Source organism: Streptomyces sp. NPDC000410, from assembly GCF_040300305.1.
Classification (GTDB): Bacteria; Actinomycetota; Actinomycetes; order Streptomycetales; family Streptomycetaceae; genus Streptomyces.
Map to the genome: position 1 here is coordinate 198,817 of NZ_JBEPDM010000004.1, position 13,568 is coordinate 212,384.

Sequence of the window (13,568 nt, forward strand, 5' to 3'; positions counted from 1 at the left end):
TCCTTGAATGCGGCAACGTCGGGAGCGAGGGGCACCGGTTCCCGGGCCCGCCTCCAACGGCAGTGGTGATTCCACGAGAGCCGACCCGGGCCCGACCGGCACGTCCGGTTGGTCCGATTGCCGCGAGGGCGCACGAAGGAGGGATTCGCCGCCCGACGGCCGCGTAGTGACCCGGGTGGTCCATTCCGTCGCGCCGCTGCCATTCCCCGACAATGCGTGACCATAATCTGGCGAAATGACAGAAAAAGTGGCGCTGATCACCGGGATCACCGGTCAGGACGGCTCATATCTGGCCGAGCTGCTGCTCAACAAGGGCTATACGGTTCACGGTCTGGTGCGACGCTCGTCCACCTTCACGACCCACCGCATCGACCACCTCTACCAGGACCCGCACGAGCCCGGCACCCGGCTCTTCCTCCACTACGGAGATCTCTCCGACGGCACCCGCCTGGCCCGGCTGCTGGACACCGTCCAGCCCTGCGAGATCTACCACCTCGGTGCCCAGTCGCACGTCCGGGTCTCCTTCGACGAACCGGAGTTCACCGGCTCCATCACCGGCCTCAGCACGGTGCGGCTGCTGGAAGCGATCCGGGGCACCTGTCCGGACAGCCGCTTCTACCAGGCCTCCAGCTCCGAGATGTTCGGGAGCACCCCTCCTCCCCAGAGCGAGACGACACCGTTCCACCCGCGCTCGCCCTATGCCTGCGCCAAGGTGTACGCGTACTGGGTCACCCGCAACTACCGGGAGGCCTATGGGATGTACGCGGCCAACGGTGTTCTCTTCAACCACGAGTCGCCGCGCCGGGGCGCCACGTTCGTCACCCAGAAGATCGCCCGCGCCGCGGCCCGGATCGCGCTCGGCCGCCAGGAGGTCCTGCACCTCGGCAATCTGGAGGCGCGCCGCGACTGGGGCTACGCGCCCGAGTACGTCGAGGCCATGTGGCGGATGCTCCAGCAGGACGAGCCGGACGACTACGTGATCGCCACGGGCACCAGCTACAGCGTCCGGGACTTCCTGGGGCTGTGCTTCGAGCGGGTGGGGCTGGACTGGCAGCGTCACGTCCGCTTCGACGAGCGGTATCTGCGCCCTTCCGAGGTGCCCGACCTGATCGGCGACCCGGCCAAGGCCCAGCGCCTCCTGGGCTGGAGTGCCACGGTGTACACACCCGAGCTGGCCCGGATCATGACCGAGGCGGCGCTCGCCGACGAGGAGGGAACCGGCCGCGCGGAACGTGTCGAGTCGTCCGTACCGCCACTCACGCGTACCCCCGCCCCGCAGGCCGGTTAGGGAGAGTCGTCACCGTCTCGTCGCCCGCCGTCCGGGCGGACGGCGAGACGGTGAACGCACTCCCGGGGGGAAGACCCGCTGAGCAGGTCAACGCTCCCGGTAGAGCTCTTCGAGCCGCCCCCCCACCGCGTGGATGGAGAAGACCTCCTCGACGGCACGGCGCCCCGCTTCGACGAGCGAACGGCGCCGGTCCTCGTCGCCGAGCAGGTCGCGCACCGCGTCGGCCAGGGCCTGCGGGCTGCCGTCGGTGACGACCGCCGCCCCGCGCCGGGCCAGCTCGCCCGCGATGCCGCAGCTGTCGACGCAGACCACCGGCGTCCCCACGGCAAGGGCTTCGAGGACGGTCATGGGGAACGGCTCGTTGACACTGGGCAGCACGTACACGGACGCCCTCGCGATGGCGTCCACGGCGCCGGAGTGCTCCAGCGGGCCACCGCAGGAGACGACGTCCTCCAGTCCACGCGCCGCGATCAGTTCGCGGACGGCCGGCAGCGAGCCTTCGTCGGACCCGTGCAGGGTGAAGCGGACGTCGTCGACTTCCTTGTGGACCAGCGCCGCCATCTCGACGAACGCCTCGGGGCGCTTGCGGGCGTGCAGCCGGGCGAGGAAGAGCACGTCCCTGACGGCGCGCCCGCGCCCGTCGTCATGACCGGTGTCCTGAAGACGTACGCCGTTGGGCAACAGCAGCAGCGGTGGACCGTCCGGCCCGATGACCTCCGCCAGTTTCCTGCTCTCGTGCTCGGTGAGGACGAAACAGCCCTGCGCCCTGCGCAGCAACGGCACGAACAGCCGGTCGAACAGCCGGGCCGAGGCGGCGTGCCGGGGCTCCACCATGCCGTGCGTCTGTACGAAGAACCTGTTGCGGCGTAGCACGGCGACCGCCAGCGCGGTGAGCGAGACCAGATCCCGGCCCGCGTGGATGTGCACCACGTCGGCGCGCTTGGTGACCCGCCACATGTCGCGTGCCAGCAGCGGATGCATGAGCCCGAGGAAACCCCGGCCGGGAATCACCGGGCGGGCGGGCCTGGTGCGGACCGGCACCGGACCGACCCGTTCCGGCGCCCGCCCCGCACCCCGCCACAGGGAGAGGAGACGGACCTGGTGGCCGCGTCGCGCCAGTTCCCCGAGCTGGCCGAAGGCCACACTCGTCGGACCGCCGAAGGCCCCGTCGTCGCTGACGAGGGTGACCACGTGGACGATTCTCATGCCGTGACTCCCGTCGTGACGACCTTGCCGGGGGCCACATCGCGATGGGCGACCGCGGCGGCTCCCACGACCGAGCCACGCCCCACGGTGACGCCGCGCAGCACCACGGCCTTCGCGGCGATCCACGCACCGGGCTCCACGGTGATGGGGCCGTTGTCGAACTCGAACGTGGGCGAGCGGCGCAGGTGGCTGCCGGTGCACAGCAGCGCGCCCTGGGAGACGCACGCGTCGCTGCCGATCGTGATGTCCTCCAGGTTCAGCAGCCAGGCGTCCTCGCCGATCCAGACGTCGTCCCCGACGGCCAGCTTCCATGGCCAGTGCACCCGCACTCCGTGGCGGATCACGACACGCCGCCCGATCCGCGCTCCGAAGGCGCGCAGCAGGGCGGGCCGCCAGCGGGCGGGAAACCACCATTTGACGAAGACGAGGCTCAAAACAGCGAACCATACGGCCTGTACGAGCAGCGGGCGGCCCTTGTCGTAGCCGGCTCCGGTGAAACCGCGCAGTGAACGCCGGATCGGCACTGCGGTCTCTGCCATGTCGGTATCCCTTCCTGAGGGCGGAAGAATGACCGATTGACCTTTGGTTTATCCCTCTATGAACGAGATTCACCATATGAGGGGGAAATGCTGGCACACTCGGCCCATGGAAGATCTGCTCCCCCCACCGGCTCGCGTCTTCGTCGCCGGACACCGAGGACTCGTCGGCTCGGCGGTCGTCCGTCGCCTCTCCGCGGACGGCTACGAGGTCCTCACCCGGCCGCGGACCGAGCTCGACCTCCGTGACGCCGCCGCGACCGAAGCCCATCTGCGCGAGAGCCGCCCCGATGCCCTGGTGCTGGCGGCCGCCAGAGTGGGCGGCATCATGGCCAACAGCACCCACCCGGTGCAGTTCCTCGAGGACAATCTGCGGATCCAGCTGAGCGTGATCGCCGGGGCGCACGCGGCAGGAGTACGACGGCTGCTGTTCCTCGGGTCGTCCTGCATCTACCCCAAACTCGCGCCGCAGCCGATCCGTGAGGACGCGCTGCTCACCGGCCCGCTCGAGCCGACGAACGAGCCGTACGCCCTCGCCAAGATCACCGGCATCACCCAGGTACGGTCCTACCGCCGCCAATACGGTGCCTCGTACATCTGCGCCATGCCGACCAATCTCTACGGGCCCGGCGACAACTTCGACCTGGAGACCTCACACGTTTTGCCGGCCCTGATCCGCCGCTTCCACGAAGCCCGGCGGGACGCCCGGGAGGAGGTCGTGCTGTGGGGCACCGGGACGCCGCGCCGCGAGTTCCTGCACGTCGACGACCTGGCCGCCGCGTGTGTCGTCCTGCTGCGCGGGTACGACGGCGACGAGCCGGTCAACGTCGGCTGCGGCGAGGACCTGACGATCCGTGAACTCGCCGAGACGGTGGGAGAAGTCGTGGGCTACGGCGGCCGGATCGCCTTCGACGCGTCGAAGCCGGACGGCACGCCTCGCAAGCTCCTGGACGTCTCGCGCCTGGCCGGCCTCGGGTGGAAGCCGTCCGTCCCGCTTCGGGACGGCATCGCCACCACCTACGAGTGGTGGCTGGGCAGCCAGAAGGCATCGATGCCCGCCTGAGTCCCAGGCCCCGGCTCGTCGGCCATCGGCCCTCAGTACGCCCCGCGCCCGTTCAGCACCGCGCGGACCGTGCGGACCATGACGTCCATGTCCCAGCCCAGCGACCAGTTGTCCACGTAGCGCAGGTCGAGCGAGACGGTCTCGTGCCAGGTGAGGTCCGAACGTCCGCTCACCTGCCACAGCCCGGTGAGCCCGGGTTTGACCCCCAGCCTGCGCATCTCCACCTCGTCATAACAGGCCACCTCCTCCGGAAGGGGCGGGCGTGGCCCCACGAGCGACATGTGGCCGAAAAGGACGTTGAGCAGCTGGGGCAGCTCGTCCAGGGAGAAGCGGCGCAGGAACCGGCCCACCGAGGTGACGCGTGGATCGTGCCGCATCTTGAACATATGGCCGTCGTTCTCGTTGGCCGTCTCCAGCCCGCTCTTCAGCCGGTCCGCGCCCACCACCATGGTCCGGAACTTCCACATGGGGAACGGTTTGTTGTGCCGGCCGACCCGCGTCTGCCGGTAGAACACGGGCCCGGGCGATCCGAGGCGGACGGCCAGCGCCAGCACGGCCAGTACCGGGGCCATGGCGACCAGCAGGAGGAACGCGCCCACCCGGTCGGTGACGGCTTTGAGGACCGCCGCCAGGCCGTGACGGGTCGGCGGCGCGATGTGCAGGAGCGTCAGTCCGGCCGCCGAGCCCAGCCGGATCCTGTGCCGTGCCACGTCGATGACGCCGGGCAGGACCACCACCGGACATCCGTGGTCGTGCAGGGCCCAGAACAGGCGCCGGAGCCGGTCACCCGACATGTTCCCGCCCGGAGTCACGAAGACCACGTCGGCGCCGAACGCGTCGGCCGCTTCGAGTACGGCCTTGGCGTCATCGGCCAGCAGGGCGGGACACTCCTCCCTGAGCCGGGTGTACACCGGCACTCCGGACAGCACGTCACGTTTGTCCGCCACGCAGGCCCCCACGACCACGTACTCGTGGTCGGTGCGCTGGGCCAGTTTCCCGACAGCCTCGTCCACGGCCCCGGACTCGCCGACCACCAGCACATGGCGAAGGGCCTGGGCGTCGCGGCACGTGGCCACCAGGTCGCGGTGGAGCAGTTTGCGGAAGGCGATCGCGAGCACGAGCGACGGGACGAGCGCGGCACAGACCGCGGGCGGCGCGCTGTCGAGACCGCTGACCGTCCGCAGGACCGCCAGCGTGCCGAGCATCACCAGCCAGTCCCTCAGGACCGGTCCGGCCCTGCCCTCGCCCAGATTCCAGGACGCGTAACGCTGGCCGACGGCGCCCACGAGCAGCCAGACCGCGGTCGCGATGCCCGCGTACTGGACGGCGTGGGCCTCATCCGTGGCGAAGAGCGCTGTCGCAAGCGGCAGCGCCAGTCCGACGGAGTCGACGAAGAGCGCGACGGGCAGATACCAGCCGACCTTCGTATCTCTGCGGAACGTTGATGGTTTGCGCGGTGTGACAGCTGATGCCTGTCGTGCTGCCGCGACACTGAACCGCCGCATGACTCTCCCTGCTACCCCCGACGGAGACGTACGGGCACGGCTGCGACGACCATTCGAGCGGCAGCACGCACCATCTGATCACATATATTCACTTATGAAGAGTTACGTCGCCCTGCACTACCCGGTCGGCGGTACGGCCGACCGGGTCATGGCGTACCGCGCGATCGGCAGGTGGCTGTCCCGCACCGCCTCTGCGACCATCCGGGCGAGCCGGCGCGCGCCGAATTCCTGGAAGTGCACCCTGTCCGCCTGGCCCGACGGATATGCCGGATACTCGCCCGGCTTGCAGTAGAGAAAGAGCCGCTTAGTGCCCTCCACGCCCACTTGGTTGTAGTGGGCGATGCTCATCGAATTCAGATCGATGACGGGGACTTTCCGCTCGGCGCCCAGTTGCTTCATGGCTTCGGAGTACTTGGTGAATTCATTGCGGAAGCGCCCGTTCTGATCAAAATTTCGCGTCCCCATGGGAGTGACCAGAACCGGCGTCGCACCGCGCTTGCGGGCTCCGTCGATGTATTTCGCCAGGTATTTCTTGTAACTCGTGCCGGGCTCGGTGTGCCGATTGCAGTACAACTTGTTCGACGAGCAGAGGGAGTCCGTGTACGGCTTGTCGTTGTGGCCGAACTGGGCGAACAGGTAGTCACCGGGCCGGATCCTGGCGAGGAGTCGGTCGAGATGCCCCTCGAGCACATAGGACTTCGAACTGCGCCCGCCGGCCGACCTGTTTTCGAACTTCACGTCCTTGGTGAAGAACTCGCCGATCTTCTGGCCCCACCCCGCCATGGGGCGTACCGACGCGGGATAGTTCGCGACGGTCGAGTCGCCGGCGAGATAGACGGTGGTTTTGTTCTTGGCGCTCCCGTTCGTTTCACCTGCCGCCGCGGCGGGCCCGCCGAAAACGGAAAGCATCCCCGCGGACAGAAACGTCACGAACGCCACACCCAGGCCGGGCATCATTCAGCCTCCAGTCGTCATAACGGCCCGGCGCGGCGAATGGCGGCACGCCCGGAATTTCCGTCATCTGACTGGAGCTTCGATCATCGGCTGATCGCACGCCAACTCTGATTGGCCCATCGGCTGTACGAGCGCCGTACGGACAACCGACACCACCGTCACGGGTGACGGTGGTGTCGAGTGGCGTCGTCGATCACCTGACGCGGGCGACACCCGCATAGCCCGGAATGGGGCCGTCGCCCGTCACCTGAATGGCGCCACCGAGCTCGGGGTGCCACTCGGCCGTCAGTGAGACACCGGGCTCGACGAGGTCGAGACCGTCGAAGAAGCGGGTGAACTCCTCGCGGGAGCGGGGGCGCAGGGTGAGCCCGCGGGCGGCGTACATGGCGCGGGCCTGGGCCGCCTTCTCCGGGTCGAAGTCGCCCGTCGTCTGCGAGAGCACCAGGTAACTGCCCGGCGCCAGCTGCCGCACCAGCCGCCCGACCAGCTCGTACGCCCCGTCCTCGTCGTCGACGAAGTGCAGCAGCGCGAGCAGGGAGAGGGCGACCGGCCGGGAGAAATCGAGGATCTTCCCCGCACGCTCCAGGATCATTTCGGGGTCGCGGGCGTCGGCCTGGATGTACTCCGTCGCGCCTTCCGGGGTGCTGCGCAGCAGCGCCTCGGCGTGGGCCAGCACGATCGGGTCGTTGTCGCAGTAGACGATCCGCGACTCGGGGGCGACCTGCTGGGCGATCTGATGCAGATTGGGCTCGGTGGGTATGCCGGTGCCGATGTCGAGGTACTGGCGCACGCCGGCCGCACCCAGCCAGCGGGTCGCCCGGTGCATGTACGCCCGGTTGACGCGCGCCATGTCCCGGCCGCGCGCGTCGAGGGCGAGGAGCTGCTTGGCCATCTCCTCGTCGACCGGGTAGTTGTCCTTGCCGCCGAGGAACCAGTCGTACATGCGCGCCGGGTGCGGCTTGCTGGTGTCGATGTGTACGGCGGCGGAGTCTTGCCCGGTCATCTGACGCTCCCAGAGAGTGTGCAGCAGGTGGACGAACGAAACGGCAGGTACAGCGGTAACACCGGGGGCCGGCGTGACGGCAGATCGAATCAGGCCACGTCGGGCAGCAGCAGGAAGTCCGCCTGCCCGGCCTTGGCCCCCTGGATGAAGGCGGCGATCTCGCCACGCGTGTAGATCAGGGCGGGGCCCTCAGGGTCGGCGGACTGACGCACCGCCACTCTGCCGTCGGCCAGTCTCATGGCCTCGACGCAATTGCCCCCGTTGCCACCGCTCCACGGCTTGTGCCAGCCCTCGGAGCCCAGCTCGCGGGCAGGCATGCCGTTGTATATGCGGTCCATTCACAGCTCCTTGCGGAGATCCAGGAGGATCTGTTTCGTGCGTTGTGCGGTGGCGGCCTGGGCCGCCATGCGGTCCATGACCTCCAGGTGCGAGGCCACCTCGGGGCGCGAGTCGAGATAGACCGCGCCGGTCAGGTACTCGCTGTAGACCAGGTCGGGCAGCTCGGGCAGCGCGAACCGGAACAGGACGAACGGCCCGAAGGTGCCCGGGTGCGGTCCGGCGGCGAACTCCGCCACCTGGAGGGTGACGTGCGGCAGAGCGGTGGATTCGAGCAGCCGGTCGAGCTGAGCCCGCATCACCTTGGGTCCGCCGGCCGGGCGGCGCAGCGCCGTCTCGTCCATGATCACCCAGAATCTGGGCGCGTCGGGCCGGTCGAGCAGCGCCTGTCTCTCCATGCGCAGCGCGACGTGCCGCTCGATGTCCTCGGCACCGGTGGCGCCGAGGGCACCGCTGCGCATGACGGCACGGGCGTAGTCCTCGGTCTGCAACAGCCCGGGGACGAAATGCGGTTCGTACGCCCGGATGAGGCTCGCGGCCCCCTCCAGGCTGACGTACATGCTGAACCAGCCGGGCAGGACGTCGTGGAAGCGCTGCCACCAGCCGGGCTTGTTGGCGTCCTCGGCGAGCTGGACGAAGCCGTCGGCCTCCTCGTCGGCGACACCGTAGGCCCGCAGCAGCAGCTGCACGTAAGGGATTTTGAGGGCGACCTCGGCCGTTTCCATCCGGCGGATGGTGGCGGGGGCCACGTGGAGGACCTTGGCGGCCTCCTCTCGCTTCAGTCCGGCTCGCTCCCGCAGATCCTGCAGTCGCTTGCCGAGCACGACCTGTCCCACGGTGGGGGCGGACCGCGGCTCACTCACTGAAGACCTCCCCGACGTGCTGTGCTCGCTGTTCTCTATGTCCTGGGTGAGTGTGCCATGCCACCTTCTCCGAGCACACAACACTCTGCAATTTTCAGAGTGCCTCTTGCCAAGTGTCCCTGACAGGTGGACAGTGTGTAGTCGGTGAACCAGTTCACGCGGCTGCCGCGCTCTGCTCCGGGAGAGGCATGTTCGGCACTGCTTCCCCCCACCGTGAAGGATCGGTCGTGGTACCTGGCAACGCGCTCAGCCCCCAGCTCGTCGGTCCGTACCCTCCGGTGTCCGCCGCCTCCACCACGTCCTCCACGTCCTCTGCCACCGCCGCTTCCGCCGTGGCGGCGATCCGGCGATTCGGGTTCGAGCTGCCGGGCCGCACCGAATCGGTGGCACGCGCCCGGCGTCTGATACGCGAGCGGATGCTGCGCTGGGGCATCGGCGGCGACCTCCTCGACACGATGGCGCTCGTCGTGTCGGAGCTGTTCACCAACGCGGTCGTGCACACCGCGAGCGATCGCGTCCAGTGCGAACTGCGTGACCTGGAAGGCCAGTTGCGCATAGCGGTACGGGACCAGGGGTGTCCGCCCGGCGAGCCGCGGCTGTGCCGGTCCCCCGAGGACGAACGCGGGCGCGGGCTGGTGCTGGTGGACGCGATGTGCAGCGCCTGGGGGGCGCACGACGTCAGACCCGGTCCCGGCCGGATCGTCTGGGCCGAACTGACGCTCGGACACCGCCGGGACGCGGGGCGCACATGCTGAAGTCCATGACCGGACTGCTCGGACGCCGGCGGGACCTGGCCCCCGAGCAGGTGGTGCGCCTCGACGTACCACCGGGACTGCCGACGACGCTGGGATACGACGCCGTCGGGGTGCCCGCGCGCCACGGCTTCCGGCTGCTGGCCCGGCTCCCGCGCACCGGATGCGTGTACGCGGACACCGACTGGTGGTGGTGGATCGTGCCCGCCGGCTCCGATCAGGATCTGACCTGGCCGCTGCCCTCGTGCTACTCCCCCGGCGGGTACGTACCGGCCCGCGACCCCCGGCTGATCCACTGGCCCGACGACGGGACGCCGTACACCCCGCCCATCCCGCTGTACCTGATGGTCTGCCAGATCACCGGCACCGCGCCGGCGTGGACGGTGCCGGGGATGGCCGAGGCGCAAGGGAGCTGACCTCGCTCCTCCCGCCGGCCCGCCGGGCCGCCGTGGGAGGATCACCCGGAGGGCCGACAGCCCCGTCGGTCTCAGGCATGGGGGTTGCGATGTCCTTGCTCGCCATCAGTGATCTGCACGTCAACCACGCGGAGAACCGCAAGCACGTCGACGGACTGCGACCCGGCTCCGACGACGACTGGCTGCTGGTGGCGGGCGACGTCGGCGATCTGGTGTCCGACATCGAATGGGCGCTGCGGCTGCTGCGCGACCGGTTCGCGACGGTCGTCTGGGCGCCCGGGAACCACGATCTGTGGACGCTCCCCGCCGATCCGGTCCAGGCACGGGGCGAGGAGCGTTACCGCGTCCTCGTGGACCTGTGCCGCCGGTTGGGCGTACACACCCCGGAGGACCCGTACCCGCTGTGGACCGCCGAGGACGGCGAAACCCTCGCTGTCGCCCCGCTGTTCACCCTGTACGACTACACCTTCCGCCCCGACGGCACCAGCACCCGGGACGAGGCCCTGGCCCAGGCCCACAGCGTGGGTGTCGTCGCCACCGACGAGGCCGTGCTCCACCCGGACCCGTACCCGACCCGCGACGCGTGGTGCCGTGCCCGGCTCGACCACACCGCGTCCCGGCTCGCCGCGGTCCCCGACGGCCTGCGCACGGTGCTCGTCAACCACTACCCGCTGGTGCGTGAGCCGACCCGGGTACTGCGCTACCCCGAGTTCGCCCTCTGGTGCGGCACGGAGCACACGGCCGACTGGCACGTCCGGTACCGGGCGCGGGCGATGGTCTACGGCCACCTGCACATCCCACGGACGACGCACCACGACGGGGTGCCGTTCCACGAGGTCTCGGTGGGCTACCCCCGCGAATGGCGCAGCCGCCCGGCGGCGGAACCGGCGGGTCCTACGGTGGTGCTGCGCTAGAGGCGGGGCGCGCCTGCGCCGCTCAACCCGTTCACCCTCGGCCGGAGCCCATCGCGTGGACCCCGAACGCCGCCCGGCCCGGATCGTGCAGCACCGCGATCCGCGGTCCGTCCGGCACGTCCATCGGCTCCATCAGTACCCCGCCTCCCGCCCCCGTGGCCGCGCGGGCCGTCATGTCGACGTCCGTCACCTCGAAGTACGGCATCCAGTGCGCCGGCACCTCCGGCGGGAACCGCTCGTCCATCTTCGCCATGCCGCCGAAGTCCTCTCCTCCGATGCCCCACTGGGTGTACTGCTCCGAGCTGCGCACACTCCAGCCGAACACCTCCGGATAGAACCGCTTCGCCTGCGCGGGATCGCGCGTCAGCAGCTCCGCCCAGCCCAGCGCGCCCGGCGCGTTCAGCAGCTCGGCCCCGGCGAACCTGCGCGCCTGCCAGAGTGAGAACACCGCCCCCTCGGGGTCCGAGACCACCGCGAAGCGGCCTTCCTCGAACACGTCCATCGGGCCGGTGATGAGCGAGCCGCCCGCCTCGGTGACCGCCGCCGCGGTCGCGGCCACGTCGTTCACGGCGAAGGACACGGTCCACGCCGTGGGCTGGTCCGGCTGGTACAGCGGAGTGAGCGCGGCGACGGCGGCGTCGCCGAGGCGGGCCATCGTGTAGCCACCGGCCTCGTCCCGCGGATCGGTCTCCATGCGCCAGCCGAAGACCGTGCTGTAGAAGGTCTGCGCCGCCGGCATGCCGCTGGTGCCGAGCTCGGCCCAGCAGGGTGCGCCGGTGACAGGCGTGGAGCGCTTCATGGTCGTGCCTCCGCAGGTCCGGGTCCTCCGCAGCACGCTATGCCCGGTGCTGCCCGGCGGCCATTCGACGCCCCATACGATCGCCCGCATGACCACCGAACGCCCCGCCCGCGCCTTCCCCGCTCCGAACTCACTGACCGGCATCGGGATGATCGTCGTCGCCCCGGACGGCCGCGTCCTCCTCGGACTCGGCCACGACGGGCGCTGGGAGCTGCCCGGTGGCAAGGTCGACACCGGCGAGAGCTTCGAGCGGGCGGGAGTGCGGGAGCTGGCCGAGGAAACGGCCCTGCGGGTGCCGGAATCCGATGTGCGGATCCTCGCGGTGCTGATGGACGGTCATGCCGGCATCACCCGCGTCACCGCGGCGGGCCTTGTCACCGGTGTCCCGGGCGATCCGGTGGTCACCGAGCCGGACAAGATCGTGTGCTGGCGATGGCACCGTCCGGAGGACATCCCGTACGAGCTGTTCACACCGTCGGCCGCCGTTTTGCGCATATGGCGCCCTGAACTGGCGGCACCTCAGAACCTGACGCACTGTTATGCCATTTCTTCTCCCGTTCCTGACATCGGGGCGAAGTCGGCGGGTCTCCCACGCATCGGGGGAGACAAGCCCGAACACTGAGAGAGAGTGGAGACGGCATGAGCACCCAACACGAGGCCGCGATGATCACGGCGGCACAGGCGGGGGACCCACAGGCGCGAGACCGGCTCGTGGCCGCGTACCTCCCGCTCGTCCACAACATCGTCGGCCGTGCGCTGAACGGCCACGCGGACGTGGACCGGGTGGTCCAGGAGACCATGCTGCGCATGCTGGGCGGGCTGGGCGGGTTGCGGAGCCCGGAGAGCTTCCGCGGCCGGCTGGCGGCCGTCGCGATGGACGAGATCCGTGGGCACTGGTGGGAGCAGCGCGACGCGTACGAGGTCGCGGGGCCGGGCACGGACTTCGTGGACCTGACGATCACACGCCTCGGCCTCTCCGGCCAGCGCCGCGAGGTCGCGGAGGCCACCCGGTGGCTGGACCAGGACGACCGGGCCCTGCTGTCCCTCTGGTGGCTGGAGGCCGCCGGGGAGCTGTCCCGGGCGGAGGTCGCCGCCGCGCTCGAACTCTCTCCCCAGCACACGGCGGTGAAGGTGCAGTGGATGACGGCGCACCTGGAGACGGCCCGCGTCGTCGCCCGCGCGCTGTCCGCCGCACCGCGCTGTGCCCTGCTGGAGCCGATCGCGGCCGACTGGGACGGCGTGCCCTCGGCCCCCTGGCGCAACCGGCTGGCCTGGCACACCCGCGACTGCACGGTCTGCTTGGGCCACCTGTCCGGTCTGGCGCCCGCCGAGGGCCTGCTCGCGGGCCTCGCCCTCGTACCGATGGCGCCGGCCGGACCCGCCTCCTCCCCGAAGCCCGTCGCCACGGCCTCCGCCCGTACCCCCGCCGCCGCAAGGGCCCTGGCCCGTCGGCAGCGGACCCAGCGCCGCCGCCGCGCCACCGCCGTGGCCGCCACGGTCGCCGCTCTGGTCACGGGCGGTGGAGTGGTCCTCACGGGTTCCCCGGCCGAAGCCGAGCCCCGCAGCGAGGCGGCGTCCTGGCCCTTCGTGCCCGACCCGTACGCCTTCGAGGAGCTGATGCCCTACTTCATGGAATCGATCCCGGACACCGACGACAAGGGCGGGCCGTATCCCGGCCCCAGCGCGGGCATGGAGGACCCCTGGCAGGACGCGGACGCGGACAAGCCCAAGCAGCACTCGCACAAGCCCAAGCAGGACTCGCAGAAGCAGGACTGGCACAAGCCGAAGCAGCACTCGAAGAAGCCCAAGCAGGACTGGGACAAGCAGGACTCACACAAGCCCAAGCAGGAAACCGACAAGCCCAGCACGCACAGGCCCAAGCACGACTCGCACAAGCCCAGCACGCACAAGCCCAAGCACGACTCGCACAAGC

The 13,568-nt window shown here is 70.0% G+C and carries 15 protein-coding genes; 7 read left to right on the forward strand and 8 right to left on the reverse strand.

The window, feature by feature from the left end; genetic code table 11:
* The first annotated feature begins 235 nt into the window (after positions 1-235).
* Entirely contained in the window at positions 236-1,288 is a 1,053-nt protein-coding gene (gmd, locus tag ABT342_RS07815; RefSeq protein ID WP_351568580.1) for a GDP-mannose 4,6-dehydratase, read from the forward strand.
* An 87-nt stretch (positions 1,289-1,375) separates the two neighbouring features.
* Here the strand turns inward: gmd and ABT342_RS07820 are convergent, their stop codons facing one another.
* Together ABT342_RS07820 and ABT342_RS07825 are read right to left on the reverse strand one after the other, a co-directional pair.
* On the reverse strand, positions 1,376-2,494 hold the full coding sequence (locus ABT342_RS07820; protein WP_351568583.1) for a glycosyltransferase: 1,119 nt from the start codon (positions 2,492-2,494) through the stop codon (positions 1,376-1,378).
* Positions 2,491-3,033 carry an LbetaH domain-containing protein gene (locus tag ABT342_RS07825; RefSeq protein ID WP_351568586.1) on the reverse strand — a complete coding sequence of 181 codons (543 nt, stop codon included), beginning with the start codon at positions 3,031-3,033 and terminating at the stop codon, positions 2,491-2,493. Before ABT342_RS07825 ends, ABT342_RS07820 begins: the two co-directional genes overlap by 4 nt.
* 106 nt (positions 3,034-3,139) lie before the next feature.
* Here ABT342_RS07825 and ABT342_RS07830 point away from each other — a divergent pair, with 106 nt between their 5' ends.
* Positions 3,140-4,093, forward strand: a complete 954-nt coding sequence (locus ABT342_RS07830; protein ID WP_351568589.1) for a GDP-L-fucose synthase family protein — start codon at positions 3,140-3,142, stop codon at positions 4,091-4,093.
* Between the two features lie 32 nt (positions 4,094-4,125).
* Here the strand turns inward: ABT342_RS07830 and ABT342_RS07835 are convergent, their stop codons facing one another.
* From ABT342_RS07835 to ABT342_RS07855, 5 genes are all read right to left on the reverse strand, one after another.
* On the reverse strand, positions 4,126-5,598 hold the full coding sequence (locus tag ABT342_RS07835; protein ID WP_351568592.1) for a sugar transferase: 1,473 nt from the start codon (positions 5,596-5,598) through the stop codon (positions 4,126-4,128).
* Between the two features lie 117 nt (positions 5,599-5,715).
* Positions 5,716-6,555, reverse strand: a complete 840-nt coding sequence (locus ABT342_RS07840; RefSeq protein WP_351568594.1) for a rhamnogalacturonan acetylesterase — start codon at positions 6,553-6,555, stop codon at positions 5,716-5,718.
* Positions 6,556-6,745: 190 nt separating this feature from the next.
* Positions 6,746-7,555 carry an SAM-dependent methyltransferase gene (locus tag ABT342_RS07845; protein WP_351568597.1) on the reverse strand — a complete coding sequence of 270 codons (810 nt, stop codon included), beginning with the start codon at positions 7,553-7,555 and terminating at the stop codon, positions 6,746-6,748.
* Positions 7,556-7,644: 89 nt separating this feature from the next.
* On the reverse strand, positions 7,645-7,893 hold the full coding sequence (locus ABT342_RS07850; RefSeq protein WP_351568600.1) for a DUF397 domain-containing protein: 249 nt from the start codon (positions 7,891-7,893) through the stop codon (positions 7,645-7,647).
* Positions 7,894-8,754, reverse strand: a complete 861-nt coding sequence (locus ABT342_RS07855; RefSeq protein ID WP_351568603.1) for a Sco1979 family transcriptional regulator — start codon at positions 8,752-8,754, stop codon at positions 7,894-7,896.
* Between the two features lie 227 nt (positions 8,755-8,981).
* Between ABT342_RS07855 and ABT342_RS07860 the strand changes: the two genes are divergently transcribed.
* From ABT342_RS07860 to ABT342_RS07870, 3 genes are all read left to right on the forward strand, one after another.
* Positions 8,982-9,509 (forward strand): ATP-binding protein, encoded by a 528-nt coding sequence (locus tag ABT342_RS07860; RefSeq protein WP_502965482.1) that lies wholly within the window; start codon positions 8,982-8,984, stop codon positions 9,507-9,509.
* Positions 9,510-9,514: 5 nt separating this feature from the next.
* Positions 9,515-9,922 (forward strand): hypothetical protein, encoded by a 408-nt coding sequence (locus ABT342_RS07865; RefSeq protein ID WP_351568605.1) that lies wholly within the window; start codon positions 9,515-9,517, stop codon positions 9,920-9,922.
* Positions 9,923-10,011: 89 nt separating this feature from the next.
* A complete protein-coding gene (locus tag ABT342_RS07870) occupies positions 10,012-10,836 on the forward strand; it encodes a metallophosphoesterase family protein (RefSeq protein WP_351568607.1) in 825 nt (274 codons plus the stop codon).
* A 31-nt stretch (positions 10,837-10,867) separates the two neighbouring features.
* On the opposite strand, the gene ABT342_RS07875 is transcribed toward ABT342_RS07870, so the two are convergent.
* A complete protein-coding gene (locus ABT342_RS07875) occupies positions 10,868-11,635 on the reverse strand; it encodes a VOC family protein (protein WP_351568609.1) in 768 nt (255 codons plus the stop codon).
* 88 nt (positions 11,636-11,723) lie between these two features.
* On the opposite strand from ABT342_RS07875, the gene ABT342_RS07880 reads away from it, so the two are divergent.
* Both ABT342_RS07880 and ABT342_RS07885 read left to right on the forward strand, forming a co-directional pair.
* A complete protein-coding gene (locus ABT342_RS07880) occupies positions 11,724-12,257 on the forward strand; it encodes a nucleotide triphosphate diphosphatase NUDT15 (RefSeq protein WP_351568612.1) in 534 nt (177 codons plus the stop codon).
* Between the two features lie 17 nt (positions 12,258-12,274).
* On the forward strand, positions 12,275-13,568 hold a 1,294-nt coding region (locus tag ABT342_RS07885; RefSeq protein WP_351568615.1), incomplete at its 3' end, for an RNA polymerase sigma factor.